Origin of the sequence: Hydrogenophaga taeniospiralis CCUG 15921, assembly GCF_001592305.1 — a bacterium.
In the GTDB taxonomy this organism is placed as follows: domain Bacteria; phylum Pseudomonadota; class Gammaproteobacteria; order Burkholderiales; family Burkholderiaceae_C; genus Hydrogenophaga; species Hydrogenophaga taeniospiralis.
Genome location: NZ_BCWR01000003.1, coordinates 43,545 through 61,120, shown reverse-complemented (window position 1 = coordinate 61,120; position 17,576 = coordinate 43,545). Strand labels below are relative to the sequence as shown.

Sequence of the window (17,576 nt, the reverse complement as noted above, 5' to 3'; positions counted from 1 at the left end):
TTGTACGCCACGGGGAACTGAGGGAAATCACTGATGCCGGCACCCCACGCCATTTCCGGGACGGTCTATCTGGGCCGCGACTGGCTGTTGTATGCCGATCCGGAACTGGTCTTCAATCTGGCTGAAAACGTGGCACCGGCGCTGGTGTTGGGGCCGGCGGATACGCCCGCCACGCTGACATTGCGAGACGGAAGCGAGGTCTGTGCCCCCGTGCTGCTCCACGCCAGCGGTGTCTGGAGCCAACTGATCCGGCCCAGTGCGCTGGCGTTCCTCTATGTGGATCCATTGTCCGATGAGGGGAGCCGCCTGCAACGGCGCGCGCAGGGCCGTGTGCTGCCCTGGCCCGCTGCTGATTTGATGTCGCGCCACGGCATCGATCTGGCGGACCTGTGCAACGGCGAAGTGCGCGCTGAACAGCTCCAGCGCTGGGTGGCTGACGTGCTGGCCGAGGTGGCGGGATGGTCCGATGGCCTGTCGCGCATGGACCCCCGCCTGGTCGGGTTGCGCGCGCGCTTGCACCAGCGAGGCGAGGGGCGCGCAGACCCGGCGGCCATCGCCCATCAGCTTGGCTTGTCGGCGGAACATGTGCGCAAGCTTTTCCGGCAACAAGTTGGCATGACCCTGTCCAGCTACCAGTCCTGGGTCAGGTTGTATCAGGTGGCCGCCACGGCGTGCGAGGCGCAGCAGAAAGGGCAACCGCAATGCGCTACAGAACTGGTCAACGCCGGAGGTTTCTACGATGCCTCCCATGCAACGCGAGCCATCAGGCGCTATTTCGACCTGCTGCCCACCGAGATGTTGGCCCCCCGCGCATTTGTGGATTGCCGTGGAACCCCATGATGGTGCGGCTTGCCAGCGGTGGGGCCAGGGTTCAGAGTCCCCCGGGGAACACCCAGATCAGCGCGCCGGTCATGGTCAGATAGCGCGCGAACTTGCCGACCGCCATCCAGGCCAGGCACGGCCAGAACGGCAGCTTGAGCCAGCCCGCCACGGCGCACAGGGGGTCGCCGACACCAGGCAACCACGACAGCAGGCAGGCCTTGGGGCCGAAGCGTTCGAGCCAGTCCACGGCGCGCAGGTGGGTGGGGGTGCCGTGGCGTGCCTTGTCCACCACCTTGTGCGCGCCGTAACCCATCCACCAGCTCACCGCGCCGCCCAGGGTATTGCCCACCGTGGCCACCAAGATGGCGGGCCAGAACAGTTCCGGGTTGAGCTTGATGAGGGCAAACACCGCGGGTTCGGAGCCCAGCGGCAGCAGCGTGGCCGAGATGAAGGCCACCACGAAGAGGGTGCCCAGACCGACTTCGGGCAGGGCCAGCAGGTGCAGCAGGGACAGGAGCCAGTCGGGCATGAAGGGGGTGTGGAGGCGGTCGGCGCTGCGGTGGGGCGAGAGGATATCGCCTGCTGAAAAAACAGGCAGATACAATGCGCTTCCTTCCTGCCCGGAACTGTCCGGCGCGCGGGCTCCCACCGCCGTTCCACCCGATTCTCCCACCACCATGCAACTGGGTCCGTACACCCTGCCCAATGCCCTGTTCGTCGCGCCCATGGCGGGGGTGACGGACCGGCCGTTTCGCAAACTTTGCAAGCGACTCGGGGCTGGCTACGCGGTGAGTGAAATGGTGACCTCGCGCCCGGACCTGCAGGACAGCCTGAAGACGTCGCGCCGCGCCGACCACAGCGGCGAGCCCGGGCCCATCGCGGTGCAGATCGCCGGCACCGATGCAGCCATGATGGCCGACGCCGCGCGCTACAACATCGACCGCGGCGCGCAGATCATCGACATCAACATGGGCTGCCCGGCCAAGAAGGTCTGCAACAAGTGGGCTGGTTCCGCGTTGATGCAGGACGAGTCCCTGGCGCTGGAGATCATCGAAGCCGTGGTGGCCGCCGCAGTGCCGCATGGTGTGCCGGTCACGCTCAAGATGCGCACCGGTTGGAGTGCCAGCGGCAGGAACGCACCGACCATCGCACGGGCCGCCGAAGCTGCGGGGGTACAGATGCTCACCGTGCACGGCCGCACCCGCGAACAGGGCTACAAGGGCGAAGCCGAGCACGAGACCGTGGCCCACATCAAGAGCCGGGTGCGCATCCCGGTGGTGGCCAACGGCGACATCACCAGCCCGCAGAAGGCGCATGATGTGCTGCGGCGCACCGGCGCCGACGCGATCATGATCGGCCGCGCCGCGCAGGGCCGGCCCTGGATCTTCCGCGAGATCGCGCACTACCTGGCCACCGGTGAAGCGCTGCCGCCGCCCGACCTGATGGAGGTCAAGGCCTGGCTGCTCGATCACCTGGAAGACCACTACAGCCTGTACGGCGAATTCACCGGCGTGCGCAGCGCACGCAAGCACCTGGGCTGGTACGCCCAGGCGCTGCCATTGCCCAGCGGCGCGGCCGCGCTGTTCCGCGGGCACATCAACACCCTGGCGAGCGCGCAGGCGCAACTGGCCTGTGTGCGCGACAGCTTCGATGCCTGGGCCGCCACAGGAACCGACGAGACAACCCCCCAAGAAGAAAACTGGAAACTGGCCGCATGAGCAACCACAACCTGCACGACTGTGTTCGTGCCAGCCTGGAAGACTATTTCCGCGATCTCGATGGCACCGACCCCGCCGGCCTGCACGACATGCTGGTCAAGGCGGTCGAAAAGCCCTTGCTCGAAGTCGTGATGCAGCAGTCGCAGAACAACCAGTCGCGCGCCGCGCAATGGCTGGGTCTGAACCGCAACACCCTGCGCAAGAAGCTGCTTGAACACAAGTTGATCGACTGAATGTGAACACCCCCGCGGCGCTGCGCGCCACCCCCTCGAGGGGGCAACACCAGCGGCCCGGCAGAGCCGGTTCCGCGGTGTTTCTGGCCTGAAACCCCTGATCTGTAACTCTCCACTACCCCTATGCGCGCACTCATCTCTGTCTCCGACAAGACTGGCATCGTCGAACTGGCCCGGACCCTGCACGGCCTCGGCGTGTCCCTCATCTCCACTGGCGGCACCGCCAAGCTGCTGGCCGACCAGGGCCTGCCGGTCACCGAAGTGGCCGAAGTCACGGCCTTCCCCGAGATGCTGGACGGCCGCGTCAAGACTCTGCACCCCAAGGTGCACGGCGGCCTGCTGGCTCGGCGCGACGTGCCCGAACACATGGCGGCCCTGAAGGCGCACGGCATCGACACCATCGACCTGCTGATCGTCAACCTCTACCCGTTTGAAGCCACCGTGGCCAAGGCCGGCTGCACGCTGGCGGATGCGATCGAGAACATCGACATCGGCGGCCCGGCCATGGTGCGCAGCGCGGCCAAGAACTGGAAGGATGTGGGCGTGGTGACCGACGCCAGTCAGTACGCCGCCGTGGTGGCCGAGCTCAAGGCCGCCGGCAAGCTGAGCGACAAGCTGCGTTTTGAACTGTCGGTGGCGGCGTTCAACCGCATCGCCCAGTACGACGGCGCCATCAGCGACTACCTCTCCAGCGTGAAATTCGAAGAAGACAAGCTGGGCGAAACCTACGTGCCCGAGCGCGCCCTGTTCCCCGGCCAGTCCAATGGCCATTTCATCAAGGTGCAGGACCTGCGCTATGGTGAAAACAGCCACCAGCAGGCCGCGCTGTACCGCGACCTCTACCCCGCACCCGGCTCGCTGGTGACGGGCGTACAGCTGCAGGGCAAGGAACTGAGCTACAACAACATCGCCGACGCCGATGCGGCCTGGGAATGCGTCAAGAGCTTTGACGCCCCGGCCTGCGTGATCGTCAAGCATGCGAACCCCTGCGGCGTGGCCGTGGGCGCCAGTGCTTTGGAGGCCTATTCCAAGGCCTTCCAGACCGATCCCACCAGCGCCTTTGGCGGCATCATCGCCTTCAACCGCCCGGTGGACAAAGCCGCTGCCGAGGCCGTGAGCAAGCAGTTCGTGGAGGTGCTGATGGCGCCCGACTTCAGCGCCGAGGCGCTGGACATCTTCAAGGCCAAGGTCAATGTGCGTCTGATGAAGATCGCCTTGCCCACCGGTGGCAAGACCGACTGGGAGCAGGGCCGCAATGCCATCGAGTCCAAGCGCGTGGGCTCGGGCCTGTTGCTGCAGACCGCCGACAACCACGAACTGACGCTGGCCGATCTGAAGGTGGTGACCGTCAAGCAACCGACGCCCGAAGAATTGCAGGATCTGATGTTCGCCTGGAAGGTGGCGAAGTTCGTGAAGTCCAACGCCATCGTGTTCTGCAAGAACGGCATGACCATGGGCGTGGGTGCCGGCCAGATGAGCCGCCTGGACTCGGCCCGTATCGCCAGCATCAAGGCCGAACACGCCCAGTTGAGCCTGCAGGGAACAGCCGTGGCGAGCGACGCCTTCTTCCCGTTCCGCGACGGTCTGGACGTGGTGGTGGACGCGGGCGCGACCTGCGTCATCCAGCCCGGGGGCTCGATGCGCGATCAGGAAGTGATCGACGCGGCCAACGAGCGTGGCGTGGTGATGGTGTACAGCGGCGTGCGCCACTTCCGGCACTGATTTTCTGACCCCCTCTCTCCGAGGGGAGAGGGTTGGGGTGAGGGCTCTTTGGAGCCCTTTTCTTTTTCTGCGGCGGTTTCTCTCGGATGCAGTTCCTCGCCTGCATGGTGGGGGGCAGGGGGTCGGGGCATTCGTTCTCCGGCTCACCTCGCGGGCGTCTGTATGGGGCCGCTTTGATTTCTTCGTGAACCCTGAACCGGTACTCACCCTCGGTGGCCATGGAGCCTGAGTGCGAGCAACGCCGTTGACGAACCGAAGCAGGCCAACCAGAAGCAGCCGCCCGCGAGGTGAGCCGGAGCACGGCAGCTCCACCATCCGCCTGGTGCGAGGTGCTGGCGTGAAGCGCAACGTGCAGAACAAAAGCAAACGGCCGGAAGAACCGGTCGCCTGAACCCTCAAGAAAGCAAAACCCGCTTACTTGCCCAGCAGCTTGAAAACGTCCTGCGCAGCCGAAACGGTATCGGCAATGTCCTGCGCCGTGTGCGCCGCGCTCACAAACCCGGCTTCGTAAAGGGCGGGGGCGATGTACACGCCGCGGTCCAGCAGACCGTGGAACAGGGTGTTGAAGGTGGGTCCGTCAGTCGTCATGACCTTGGCGTAGTTCTGTGGCAGTTCATCGAACAGGAAGAAGCCGAACATGCCGCCCTGGCTGTCGCCACACAGCGTCACGCCTTCGGCTGCGGCGGCGGAGGTCAGGCCGCTCACCAGCGACTGCGTGGTCGCCGACAGTGCTTCATAGAAGCCAGGCTTCTGAATTTCCTTCAGTGTCGCCAGGCCGCAGGCCGTGGCCACCGGGTTGCCGGAGAGCGTGCCGGCCTGGTAGACGCCGCCCAGCGGAGCGAGCTGCTCCATCACCGCGCGCTTGGCGCCAAAGGCCGCCAGCGGCATGCCACCACCGATCACCTTGCCCATCACCGTCATGTCCGGCTCGAAGCCGGGGATGAGCTGGGCGTACACGCTCTGCGCGCCACCGAGCGCGACGCGGAAACCCGTCATCACCTCGTCAAATGCCAGCAACGCGCCGTGTTGCGTGCACAGCTCGCGGCAACGCTTCATGAACGGCACGCTGGCGCGCACGAAATTCATGTTGCCCGCGATCGGCTCGATGATCAGGCAGGCCACATCAGGGCCGTGTTCGACGAAAGCAGCTTCGAGTTGTTCGATGTTGTTGTATTCGAGCACGATGGTGTGCTGCACCACCTCGGGCGGCACGCCCGCGCTGGTGGGGTTGCCGAAGGTGGCGAGACCCGAACCGGCTTTCACCAGCAGCGCGTCGGCATGGCCGTGGTAGCAGCCTTCGAACTTGATGATCTTCTTGCGTCCGGTCGCGCCGCGCGCCAGGCGGATCGTGCTCATGCCGGCTTCGGTACCCGAACTCACCAGGCGCACCATGTCGATGCTGGGCACCAGCTTGATGATCTCTTCGGCCAGCTCCACCTCACGCTCGGTCGGCGCGCCGTAGGAAAAGCCTTCCAGCACCGCTTTCTGCACCGCTTCCAGCACGGCCGGGTGGCCGTGGCCCAGGATCATCGGGCCCCAGGACCCGATGTAGTCGATGTACTTCTGGCCGTTGGCGTCCCAGAAATAGGCCCCTTGCGCGCGCTGGACGAAACGCGGTGTGCCGCCGACGGCGCGGAAGGCGCGCACGGGCGAGTTCACGCCACCAGGGATCAGGGCCTTGGCGCGGTCAAACAGTTCTTGGTTGCGGTCGGTCATGGTCGGGGGAAGGTTCAATGTCGGGTGGTGTCGAGCGGGAAATCGTCGGCGTCGAGCGTGCTGTCGGTCGGCGATTGCTCCGCCGGGCCTTCGCCCTCTTCACCGTCTTCGTGAGCCCAGAACAGGCGGTCGGGCACGGCGTGGCCCATGCCGGGCTGGAAGCCCGCGTCCAGGCATTGATCGAGGTAGGTCAGTGCCTCGGCACAGGCCGACTGCAGGTCGGCTCCCCCGGCGATCAGGGCGCACAGCGCTGCGGACAGGGTGTCGCCGGCACCGCTGAAGGTGGCTTCAAAGCGTTCGTAACGCGCCGAGGCCAGCACCGTTTCCGGCGACGCCAGGTGACTCTCCAGATACTGGTCGGCGGCGTTGAAGCCGGTCACCAGTGTGTAGGGCACGCCGTGCACGGCGGCCGCACGGGCGACTTCACGGGCGTTGGGCGGGCGGTCCCCTTCCCACTCGGGCAGCAGCCACCGGCACAGCGTGCTGTGGTTGCCGACCAACACTGTGGTCTGCGGCAGCAGCAGTTCGACGCAGGCGTCCAGGTAGGTTTCAATGGCCAGTTCGTCCCACCAGGACAGGTCGGGCATGTAGGCCACCACAGGCACCTCCGCATAGTCGGTGGTGATGCCGGCGATCGCGCTGAGGTTTTCCGGACTGCCCACGAAGCCGACCTTGAACGCCTGAATCGGCACATCTTCCAGCGAGCAACGCGCCTGGTCGGCGACGGCCTCTTCATCGAGGGCGATGTGATCGTGGATTTCGGTGGTGTCGCGCACGTACACGCCCGTCACCACGGGAAGCACGTGGGCCGATGCGCTGGACATGGCCGTGATGTCGGCGCTCAGTCCGCCAGCCCCGCTGGGATCGTTGGCGTTGAACACCATCACGCAAGGCAGGCTGGCTTCGCCCGGGGCCTCAAGCGAGGCGGGCGTGGGGGTGTCAGGGGTGTCGGGCATGAGGGTGGTGTGGGGTCAGGGCCGGGGTGCAGATGCAGAATCGGCGGTCCGCGCACATGGGGAAAACCAGCGGCATATGGCCTGAGGAGGCCTCATGGGGCTCGATACAATGATTGCATTCTATGACAATGCCCCCTATAACCATGAGCGAAACCAAGACTTGGATGTGCCTGATTTGCGGCTGGATCTACGACGAAGCTGCTGGCGCTCCCGAGCATGGTGTCGCACCGGGAACGCCCTGGTCACAGGTGCCGATGAATTGGACCTGTCCGGAGTGTGGCGCGCGCAAGGAAGATTTTGAAATGGTGCAGATCTGAGGTCGACCATGCCGTGGCACAGCAGTTGCATATGTGCCCAAGCCCTGACACCCTAACTGGAGCGACACAACCGTGAGCACGACACCCGCGCTGAAAGTCCTGGTGGTGGATGACAGCAATACCATTCGCCGCAGTGCGGAGATCTTCCTCAAGCAGGGCGGACATGAAGTCCTGCTGGCTGATGACGGCTTTGACGCACTGGCCAAAATCAACGATTACCAGCCCGATCTGGTGTTCTGCGACATCCTCATGCCGCGGCTGGACGGCTACCAGACCTGTGCCATCATCAAGCGCAACGCCCGCTTCGCAAGCATTCCTGTGGTGATGCTGTCTTCCAAGGATGGCGTGTTCGACAAGGCTCGCGGACGCATGGTCGGTTCCCAGGATTACCTCACCAAACCCTTTACCAAAGACCAGTTGCTGCACGCGGTGCAGCAGTTTGGCGCCCACCTCACCGGAGCTGCATGATGCCCATACAAAAAGTGCTTGTCGTTGACGATTCCAAGACCGAACTAATGGTTTTGTCGGATCTTTTGATCAAAAACGGCTACAGCGTGCGCACCGCCGAGAATGCCGAAGAGGCCTTTCGTCGGCTCAGCGAGGAAAAGCCGGAACTGATTCTGATGGACGTGGTGATGCCCGGTCAGAATGGTTTTCAGTTGACCCGCGCCATCGCGCGGGATCCGCAGTATTCCCACATTCCCATCATCATGTGCACCAGCAAGAATCAGGAGACCGATCGTGTCTGGGGCATGCGTCAGGGCGCCCGTGACTACGTCACCAAGCCGGTGAACACCGAAGAGCTGATTTCCAAGATTCGGGCGCTGGGTTAAGCGCCAGGCTCGACCCACCGCACGCGACCCGAACTTCATCCAGCATGGCCACCAACCGACAGTCACTCAAGGATCTGCAGGAACGACTGGCGCAACGTCTGACCGCCGCAAAAACCGAAGCCGCGACAGCCTCCTGGCTGGCGGTGGAGGCGGGTGGGCAGCGCTACCTGATGCCGCTGGTGCAAGCGGGCGAGATTTTCCCCTGGTCAGCCATTCAAACTGTGCCCTACACAAAGCCCTGGTACGCCGGCGTGGCCAGTCTGCGCGGTGGTTTGCATGGGGTGGTCGACTTGGCTCGTCTGCTGAACCGCTCGGTCGTGCCCGCCTCCAGCGGCGACCGTGTGTCCTCCGAATCGCGGCTGGTCAGTCTGCATTCCGCATTGGGTGTCAATGCCGTGCTCTGGATTGATCGCCTGCTGGGGCTGCGCAACCCGGCCATGTTCAGTGCGCTGGGACCCAATCCCGAGGGCGCTCCCGCTTATTTCACCCGTTGTCTGATCGATCACCAGGGCCAGCTGTGGCAGGAGCTTGATCTTCAGGCGTTGTCGGGTGAGCCCGAGTTTCTGGCCATCGCTGCCTGATGGTCGAACGCTGTCGGCCCATACCGGTTTTTCGTATGTTGTTTTCTGTTGGAAGGTTTTCTCATGGCCATGCTTGATCGATTCCAGGGGCTGTTCAAGAAAAAAGCTGGTGATGAACCCGAACCTGACCTGGGCGATTCCATCGACCAGGACATCGCCGATCTGGCCGCTGCACGGCTTGCGCCGGATTCGGCTGCCGGTGATCTTGCAGAAAGCCGGTTGCCGGACGACGACAGCCCTTCTGAAGCGGGCATGGTGTCCTTGCCTTTGCTGGGCCGTCGCCCGGCCGAACAGCACCAGAGGACCCTGGCCACCTTGCTGGCATTTGGTCTTGTGGTGCTGGGCGCGGTGACGTTCTTTGTCTTGAATCAGACCCAGAACCTGAGTGTGCAGGTGGCTGCGACCGGTGACGCGCTGATGCAGTCGCAGCGATTGGCCAAGAGTGCGTCCCAGGCTTTGATCGGTAGTGCTTCGGCTTTCCCGGAAGTGGATCAGAGTGCGGAAGTGCTGTTCGACAACATCGCTGCGCTCCGCGTGGGGGCCGGTGCAGAGCACGGTGCCGGTGAGGAACACGCTCACGGGGGGGATCTTGTCGCTCTGGCCGCCGAACTCCAGCCTCAGCTGACTGAAATCACGCCTGTGGTGCAGCGCGCACACGACAACGCGGCCGCCATTCTCGCGCAGCAGAAGATCCTGACCCAGGTGGGCGACGCCCTGCGAACGATCAACCGGCAGTCTTCCGATCTGTTGGAAATCGCCGAAACCATCTCGTCCCTCAAGCTGCAGCAAAACGCTCCGGCGGCCGAAATTTCGGCGTCCGGCCAGTTGGTGATGTTGACCCAGCGCATCGGCAAGTCGGCCAACGAATTCCTGACCATGGAGGGCGTGAGCCCCGAGGCGGTGTTCCTGTTGGGCAAGGACTTGAACACCTTCAAGGAAATCGCCGACGGCCTGCTCAAGGGCAGCGAAGAATTGCGCCTTGCCGCCGCCAAAGACGAACAGGTGCGTGAACGGCTGGAGGCCCTGCTGGCCATGTACGAACAGACCCGCACCGAAGCCGGCGCGATTCTGGGCAACCTGCAGGGCCTGGTGTCTGCCCGGGAGGCGCAGGCTGGCATCATTGCCGACAGCGAGCCTCTGCGCTTGGCGTTGGAGAAGCTCCAGGCGAGTCTGTCTTCCCGCTCTGGATTGGGCGGTGCAGAAATCGCCGTTTTGCTGCTGTCCGCGGTCTTCGCCCTGGGTTGCGCGGGCGGACTGGCCTATGTGCAGCTGCAGGACAGCCGGCAACGCCAACGGGTGGCGGAACGCCAGCGTCAGGCCGCCGAGTCGCTGGAGCAGGATGCCAAGCGCGTGAACGACGCCAACCAGGCGGCCATTCTGCGCTTGATGAACGAACTGCAGACGGTGGCCGAAGGCGATCTGACACAGGAAGCCACGGTGACCGAGGACATCACCGGTGCCATCGCCGACTCGGTGAACTACACGGTGGAAGAGCTGCGTTCGCTGGTGGGCAACGTGCAGGCCACGGCCACGCGGGTGGCGCAAACCACCTCCGCGGTGGAAAGCACCTCGACCGAGCTGCTGGCGGCGTCCACGGAACAGCTGCGCGAGATTCGCGAAACCGGCCAGTCCGTGCTGGACATGGCGCAGCGCATCAACCAGGTGTCCGGGCAGGCGCAGGAGTCGGCCTCGGTGGCGCGGACTTCTCTGCAAGCCGCCGAATCGGGTCTGCAAGCTGTGCAGGATGCCATCGGCGGTATGAACGCCATCCGCGACCAGATCCAGGAGACCTCCAAGCGCATCAAGCGGCTGGGTGAGTCTTCGCAGGAGATCGGTGAAATCACCGAGCTGATCTCGGACATTACCGAACAGACCAACGTGCTGGCCCTGAACGCCGCCATCCAGGCGGCCTCCGCCGGTGAAGCCGGTCGCGGCTTCTCGGTGGTTGCGGAAGAAGTGCAGCGACTGGCCGAACGGTCGGCCGACGCCACGCGCCAGATCGCGGCGCTGGTGAAGGCCATTCAGACCGACACCCAGGACGCGGTGGCCGCCATGGAGCGCTCCACCCAGGGTGTGGTCGAAGGGGCCAAGCTGTCCGACAACGCCGGTACCGCACTGTCCGAAATCGACCGCGTGTCGCGGCGACTGGCCGAACTGATTGAGCAGATCTCCAGCGCCACGTCGCGTGAAGCTGAATCGGCCAACGAGGTGGCCGGCAACATCCAGCACATTTTTGCGGTGACCGAACAGACCGGTGAAGGTACGCGTTCGACGGCCCAGCAGGTGCGCGAACTCTCCGCCATGGCCGAAGAACTGCGTCAGTCGGTGTCACGGTTCAAGATCGCCTGAGCCCGCCCGCGCCTGTGCACCAACCTGACTGATGATCATGCTCGACTCCAACGCCGACAGTTTGCAGACGGACGCTCCGCTCGCCGACCTCGGTCCGCTGGCCTGGGTGTTCGACGAGCTGCGCAAGTCGCTCGACGCGGCCAACAAGGCCATCAAGCGCTTCGTGCGCGAGACGGAACGATCCCGCAGTGACGACCTGGAGGCGGTGGACCCGAGTTCGCTGCGCATCGCTCGCCAGCAGCTGCATCAGGCGGTTGGCGCCCTGGAGATGGTGGGCCTGCTCGCGCCGGCCCAGGTGTTGCGTGGGATGGAAGCTGCGGTGCAGCGTTTCGTGCAGCGTCCCCAGGTGTGCAACGATGAGGCGGCAGGAAAGGTCGAGCGGGCCAGTTTTGCCCTGGTCGAGTACCTGGAGGCGGTGCTCAACAACAAGCCCATCCAGCCCGTGGCCTTGTTTGCGCAGTACCGGGAAGTGCAGGAGCTGGCCGCGGCCGAGCGTGTGCACCCTGCCGATCTGTGGCCTTTTGATCAGCGTGGCGTGGTGGTCGAGGCGCCGAAGGGCGCGTCGGCGTCGCTGTGCGATGCCCCCCAGCGTCTGCTGTTCGACCGACTGGTGCTGCTGGTGGTCAAGACACAGAGTCCCGCCGCTGCACAGCAGCTGGCACGGCTCAGCGGCGGACTGTCCGCCGGTGCCACCGATGCCCGGGTGCGAACCTTCTGGAGCGTGGCCTCGGCCTATTTTGAAGCCCTGGCCCAGCGCTTGTTGCCGGTGGACGTGTATGTCAAGCGGGCGGCTTCGCGTATCCTGCTGCAGTTCGCCACGCTCGCCCGGGGTCAGAACCAGGTGTCCGAGACTCTGTTGCACGACCTGCTGTTTTTCTGTGCCCAGGCCAACGGCGCCACGCCGGACAAGGCGCCCCACCTCGTGGCGGTGCGTGAAGCCTTTGATCTGGGGGCGACCAAGCCCGTGGACTACCACTTGGCGACGCTGGGGCGCTTTGACCCGGCACTGTTGGCCCAGGCGCGCAAACGCATCCACGCGGCGAAAGAAGCCTGGTCGCTCTTTTCGGGGGGGGATGCCAGCCGGGCCCGTCAGGTGGCCGACCAGTTTGGTCTGGTAGGCGATTCCCTGCTCAAGCTGCATCCGGCCAGCACCGTGCTGGCCCAGGCCTTGTTCAAGACAGCCGATCAGGCGGCGCGCGATGCCGGCGGCGTCAAACCCGAACTGGCCATGGAGGTGGCGACCACCACCCTATACCTGGAAGCCGCTTTTGAGGACTTTGATCCCAACGACAGCGAGATGACCGAGCGCACCCAGGCGCTGGCCGCGCGTCTGGAGAGTGTGTTGGCAGGTGCCCCCGCGCAGCCGCTGGACGCCTGGATGGAGCAGCTCTACCGCCGCGTGAGCGATCGCCAGACCATGGGCAGTGTGGTGGGCGAGCTCAAGGTTTCGCTGGGCGAGGCCGAAAAATCGCTGGACCAGTTCTTCCGCACCCCCAACGAAAAGGGCGGGTTGCATGTGGCGGTGTCACAGCTTGCGCAGATGCGCGGTGTACTTTCGGTGCTCGGTTTGGAGCAGGCGGTGCAGACCGTGGCGCGGATGCGGGCCACGGTGGACCAGATCCTGGACACCGAGGTGGACGAGGGCATGGCGCGCGAAGCTGGAACCTTCCAGCAGTTGGGCAACAACCTCAGCGCGTTGAGCTTCCTGGTGGACATGCTCAACTACCAGCCTGCGCTGGCCAAAAAGCTGTTTGTGTTTGATGAGGCCAAGGGCGAGCTGTTGCCGCTCATGGGACGCACGCTCAGTTCCGAGGCCGCCAAACCACCCGCCCATCAAGATGCCCAGGCCATCAATGCCGAGGTGCAGCGTGTGGTGGATGGTGTGCAGGACGGGGTGGCACTGGTCGATCTCAGCCAGCAACTCGACACGCTGGCCACGCAGGCCTCGTTGGCCGAGCAGCCCGGGGTGGCACGCGCCGCGCGCGATGCGGCCCAGGCGGTGGTCAGTGACAGTGCCAGTGCCGGTGCCCAGGCGCTGGTGGACCTGTCGCAGGCATCCGCCCCCGTGGCGACCCCGGCGCCCAACGCGCTGGTGGCCGAAGACAACGACGAAGACGATCTGCTCGACATCTTCCTGGAAGAAGCCCGCGAGGTCGTGTCCAACGGACTCGATGCGGTGGGCCATCTGCAGGTCGACCCCGCCGATCTCGAGCACCTCACCACGCTGCGGCGCGCGTTCCACACGCTCAAGGGCAGCTCGCGCATGGTGGGGTTGAACGAGTTCGGCGAGGCAGCATGGGCCATGGAGCAAATGCTCAACGCCGTGTTGGCCGAGCAGCGCGCAGCCCATGCCGACATGCTCAAGCTGTCGGGCGAGGCGATGGCTGCTTTCTCCCATTGGGTGCAGGACATCGCGGACCGGCGCGACGCGTCCTGGAGCGCAGCACCGTTCCGTGCCAGCGCCGAGGCCTGGCGCAACCAGGCGCAATACTTGGCACTGGCGTTGCCACAAGTGGCACCGGTGGAGAATGGAGCCGAACCCGCCGGGATGAGCAGCGCCGATGCGAACGCGGTCGAGACCCGGGAAGAGGGCCTTCCTTCCGCTGCCGGAGCCGAATGGCCCGAACCAGCTGAAGCGCAAGCCGAAATCCCACCCGAGGTTGTCACTTCGGACGAGGCGTCGCACCCAACTTCGGATGTGGGCGTGCTGGCGGGCGTTGAAGGTTTGGCGCCCGTCCCGACCGAGGACCGCCTTGCCGATCGACCGGGTACCGATGCACCGGGCGATCTGCCCGAACTGCCCATGTTCGAAGACATCGACTTCGACAGCCTGATGGCCGCATCCTCCCGTGCGCAGGCCGAAGCCGCACCTGCGGTGGCCGCGGACGAGGCACTTCTTGAGGCGCAGGAGGCGCCAACCCCAGCCGATCCCGAACCCAACCAGTCGCCCGCTCCCGACGACGTGTCGGCCTTGTTTGAAGGCCTATCGCTGGATCTGGACACCAGTCCCCCGCAGGAGGTCGAGTCCATCACGCTCGACGCCAACTTCGATCTGGACACCCGCGATGCACCGCTGGCACCGACCGAGCCGGTGGTGGATGAACTTGAGCCGGCGGTCGTTCAGGTGGAAACCACCCCGGTGCCCGACACGGAAGCCGACACGCAGGCCCAGCCCGAAGGCTTGCAGCCCTCGGTGGTGGGCGGTGACGAGGACGCGCCGGCCGCCGAGGCTGTCGAGGAACCTTTCCAGGGAACAGCAGACGATCAGACCCGGGTCATTGGGGATCTGCGCATCGGCATCAAGCTCTACAACGTCTACCTCAACGAGGCCGACGAGTGGTCGCGCCGTCTGTGCACCGAACTGGCCGAGTGGGCGCTCGAGCGCCACCAGCCGGTGCCAGCCCAGGCCGAGGCCCTGGCGCACTCGCTGGCCGGTAGCTCGGCCACCGTGGGCTTCCAGTCGCTGTCCGACATTGCCCGTGCGCTGGAGCATGCGATCGAGTCGATCGGTCTGCACCAGCAGGCGGGCTGGGCCGCCACTGCGGAACAGGCTCAGCTGTTTGTGGACGCCTCCGAAGACATTCGCAGGCTGTTGCACCAGTTCGCGGCCGGTTTCCTCAAGGAACCCACACCCGAATTGATGGCGGCGCTCTACCGCGTGGTGCACGAGCCCGTGCCCGAGGGATTGCCACCCGAAGTGCCGGAGGCGCAGATCGACCCCGACATGGTGCGCACCGCCGACGAGGAGCACGAATCGGCGCCTGACGCGCTGGCACGGCCCGAGGTGTCTTTTGAGGCCCCTGTGGTGGAAGCGCCCTCCCAGATGCTGGCGCCCGCAGGTGTCGAGGTGGCCGAGTTCAGCGAACCCAGCACCGGATTCGGTGGCCTGCATGAGTTGGCCGAGCCGGCGGCGGGTCCGGTGCAGGACATCGACGACGACATCGATGCCCTGGACACGATCGACGTCGATCTGTTCCCGATTTTTGCCGACGAGGCGCTCGAACTGCTGCCCCGCCTTGGCGGTGCCTTGCGCCAGTGGGTGGCCCGTCCCGACAACGGCAGCGCCCGCTCCGAAGTGCTGCGCAACCTGCACACGCTCAAGGGCAGTGCCCGTCTGGCCGGCGCGCTGCGTCTGGGCGAGATGGCGCACCGCATGGAGACGGCTGCAGAGCGATTGGGGTCCGACGTCGAGCGCAGTGCCGACCTCGAACCCTTGCAGACCGCGTTCGATGCGATCAGCGCGCGTTTCGACGTGTTGCGGCGCACCGATGCCGAACCGCAGGATGTGATCCAGCGGGCGCCCGAGCAGGCGCCGCCGGACGCGATGGACGAGGCGGCTCCTGAGGCCGTGGCCGCTCCTGTGCCGGTGCCCGCCGACGCTGCCGCCGTGAACGTTGGAGCGGGACTGGCTGGGATGACCCTGCCGCAGGTGCCTGTGCTGCCGCAGGCGCGTGCCGGGGCCGCCGTGCGTGTGCGGCCGGAGCTGCTCGACCGCTTGGTCAACCAGACCGGCGAGGTCATGATCACCCGCTCGCGTATGGAGTCCGAACTCGTCACGCTGCGCGGTTCGCTCAAGGACCTCACGGGCAACCTGGACCGTCTGCGGGGACAGCTGCGCGACATCGAACTGCAGGCCGAAACCCAGATGCAGTCGCGCCTGGCCCAGGCCCGTGACGCCGACCAGTCTTTCGACCCGCTCGAATTCGACCGATTCACCCGGGTCCAGGAACTCACGCGCATGATGGCCGAGTCGGTCAACGACGTGGCCACCGTGCAGCGCAACCTGCAACGCGCGGTGGAAGCCACCGAAGACAGCCTGGTGGCCCAGGCGCGCCAGACCCGCGAGTTGCAGCGCGACCTGCTGCGTACCCGCATGGTGGAATTCGAGGGCATTTCCGAGCGCCTGTACCGCGTGGTGCGTCAGGCGTCCAAGGAAACCGGCAAGCAGGTGCGGTTGGACATCGTTGGCGGCAACATCGAAATGGACCGCGGCGTGCTCGACCGGATGACCGCTGCGTTTGAGCATTTGCTGCGCAACAGCGTGGTGCACGGCATCGAACCGACCGAGGCCCGGTTGGCTTCGGGCAAGGCGGCCGAAGGCCACATCGAGATTCACTTGGCCCAGGAACTCAACGACGTGTCGGTGGTGTTCCGCGACGATGGCGCCGGGCTGGACCTCGCCCGCCTGCGCGAAAAGGCACTGACCCAGGGTTTGGTGCCGGCAGGCACGCAGCTCAACGACGACGAAGCCGCCCATCTGGTCTTCACGCCCGGTCTGAGCACGGCGAGCGAAGTCACGTCACTGGCGGGCCGGGGCGTCGGCATGGACGTGGTGCGCAACGACGTGGTGGCGCTCGGTGGCCGCATCGAGACCAGCACCCGCGCCGGCCAGGGCACCAGCTTCAAACTGGTGCTGCCGCTGACCACCGCGGTGACGCAGGTGGTGATGGTGCGTGCTGGCGCGCTCACGTTTGGCGTGCCCTCCAATCTGGTGCAGGTGGTGCGCCGTCTCTCCGGTGCCGAACTGGCCGAGGCCTATGCCAAAGGCAGCCTGACGGTGGCGGGCGAAGAGGTGCCGTTCTACTGGTCCGGGGCCCTGTTGCAGTCCTCCGCGCAGTCGCAGGAGGCCAAGGGCCGCACACTGCCGGTGGTGATCTTCCGAAGCGCGGCGCAGCGCGTGGCCATGCATGTGGACCAGGTGCTGGGCAACCAGGAAGTGGTGGTCAAGAACCTCGGGCCGCAGCTCTCGCGTCTGCCCGGTCTGGCCGGCATGTCGGTGCTGGCTTCGGGTGCGGTGGCACTGATCTACAACCCGGTGGCCTTGGCCACGGTGTACGGCACCCAGGTTCGTGAATGGATTGCCCAGCAGCAACGCCAGACCCCGCAGGTGGTGGGTGAAACCTCCACGCCGGTGGACACCGCGCTCAGCACCGTGCCGCTGGTGCTGGTGGTGGACGACTCGATCACCGTGCGCCGCGTCACCCAGCGCCTGCTGCAGCGCGAAGGCTACCGCGTCTCGATGGCCGCCGATGGTCTGCAGGCGCTGGAACGTCTGCAACAGGAGCGCCCGACGGTGGTGTTGTCCGACATCGAGATGCCGCGCATGGACGGTTTCGACCTCGTGCGCAACATCCGCAGCGATCCGCGTCTGTCCGATCTGCCGGTGATCATGATCACTTCGCGCATCGCGGAGAAACACCGCGAACACGCGCGCGAACTGGGTGTGGATCACTACCTGGGCAAGCCATACTCCGAAGACGAGTTGCTGGCGCTGATCGCGCACTACACGCAGATCGCCGCCGAAGCCTGATGGCCTGACCCCCAAGTTG

At 65.4% G+C, this 17,576-nt stretch carries 13 protein-coding genes; 10 read left to right on the top strand and 3 right to left on the bottom strand.

Annotated features, from left to right (window positions below; genetic code table 11):
* Positions 1-33: 33 nt before the first annotated feature.
* The gene (locus tag HTA01S_RS03830; protein ID WP_068167274.1) at positions 34-840 is read left to right on the top strand and encodes a helix-turn-helix domain-containing protein; all 807 of its coding nucleotides are present in this window, start codon (positions 34-36) and stop codon (positions 838-840) included.
* A 31-nt stretch (positions 841-871) separates the two neighbouring features.
* Here HTA01S_RS03830 and HTA01S_RS03825 read toward each other — a convergent pair whose 3' ends face one another.
* Entirely contained in the window at positions 872-1,351 is a 480-nt protein-coding gene (locus HTA01S_RS03825; RefSeq protein WP_068167301.1) for a YqaA family protein, read from the bottom strand.
* Positions 1,352-1,499: 148 nt separating this feature from the next.
* Here HTA01S_RS03825 and dusB point away from each other — a divergent pair, with 148 nt between their 5' ends.
* The 3 genes from dusB to purH all read left to right on the top strand — a co-directional run bounded on the left by dusB (position 1,500) and on the right by purH (position 4,495).
* The gene (dusB, locus tag HTA01S_RS03820) at positions 1,500-2,540 is read left to right on the top strand and encodes a tRNA dihydrouridine synthase DusB (RefSeq protein WP_068167273.1); all 1,041 of its coding nucleotides are present in this window, start codon (positions 1,500-1,502) and stop codon (positions 2,538-2,540) included.
* Positions 2,537-2,773 carry a helix-turn-helix domain-containing protein gene (locus HTA01S_RS03815; protein WP_068167272.1) on the top strand — a complete coding sequence of 79 codons (237 nt, stop codon included), beginning with the start codon at positions 2,537-2,539 and terminating at the stop codon, positions 2,771-2,773. Before dusB ends, HTA01S_RS03815 begins: the two co-directional genes overlap by 4 nt.
* Positions 2,774-2,896: 123 nt before the next feature.
* Complete coding sequence (gene purH, locus HTA01S_RS03810) at positions 2,897-4,495, top strand: bifunctional phosphoribosylaminoimidazolecarboxamide formyltransferase/IMP cyclohydrolase (RefSeq protein WP_068167271.1); 1,599 nt, start codon at positions 2,897-2,899, stop codon at positions 4,493-4,495.
* A 414-nt stretch (positions 4,496-4,909) separates the two neighbouring features.
* Here the strand turns inward: purH and hemL are convergent, their stop codons facing one another.
* On the bottom strand, positions 4,910-6,211 hold the full coding sequence (gene hemL, locus HTA01S_RS03805; protein ID WP_068167270.1) for a glutamate-1-semialdehyde 2,1-aminomutase: 1,302 nt from the start codon (positions 6,209-6,211) through the stop codon (positions 4,910-4,912).
* Positions 6,212-6,225: 14 nt separating this feature from the next.
* The gene (gene thiD, locus HTA01S_RS03800; protein ID WP_068167269.1) at positions 6,226-7,167 is read right to left on the bottom strand and encodes a bifunctional hydroxymethylpyrimidine kinase/phosphomethylpyrimidine kinase; all 942 of its coding nucleotides are present in this window, start codon (positions 7,165-7,167) and stop codon (positions 6,226-6,228) included.
* A gap of 143 nt (positions 7,168-7,310) precedes the next feature.
* Between thiD and HTA01S_RS24545 the strand changes: the two genes are divergently transcribed.
* The 6 genes from HTA01S_RS24545 (at position 7,311) to HTA01S_RS03775 (ending at position 17,557) form a co-directional block, all read left to right on the top strand.
* Complete coding sequence (locus tag HTA01S_RS24545; protein WP_084235834.1) at positions 7,311-7,484, top strand: rubredoxin; 174 nt, start codon at positions 7,311-7,313, stop codon at positions 7,482-7,484.
* A 72-nt stretch (positions 7,485-7,556) separates the two neighbouring features.
* A complete protein-coding gene (locus HTA01S_RS03795) occupies positions 7,557-7,952 on the top strand; it encodes a response regulator (RefSeq protein WP_068167268.1) in 396 nt (131 codons plus the stop codon).
* Complete coding sequence (locus HTA01S_RS03790) at positions 7,952-8,317, top strand: response regulator (protein WP_068167267.1); 366 nt, start codon at positions 7,952-7,954, stop codon at positions 8,315-8,317. The genes HTA01S_RS03795 and HTA01S_RS03790 overlap by 1 nt, the downstream gene beginning before the upstream one ends.
* 44 nt (positions 8,318-8,361) lie before the next feature.
* Entirely contained in the window at positions 8,362-8,898 is a 537-nt protein-coding gene (locus HTA01S_RS03785; protein WP_068167266.1) for a chemotaxis protein CheW, read from the top strand.
* 63 nt (positions 8,899-8,961) lie between these two features.
* Complete coding sequence (locus HTA01S_RS03780) at positions 8,962-11,247, top strand: methyl-accepting chemotaxis protein (RefSeq protein WP_068167265.1); 2,286 nt, start codon at positions 8,962-8,964, stop codon at positions 11,245-11,247.
* A 31-nt stretch (positions 11,248-11,278) separates the two neighbouring features.
* Positions 11,279-17,557: an Hpt domain-containing protein gene (locus tag HTA01S_RS03775; protein ID WP_068167264.1), complete on the top strand. Its 6,279-nt coding sequence runs from the start codon at positions 11,279-11,281 to the stop codon at positions 17,555-17,557.
* The last annotated feature ends 19 nt before the right edge of the window (positions 17,558-17,576 follow it).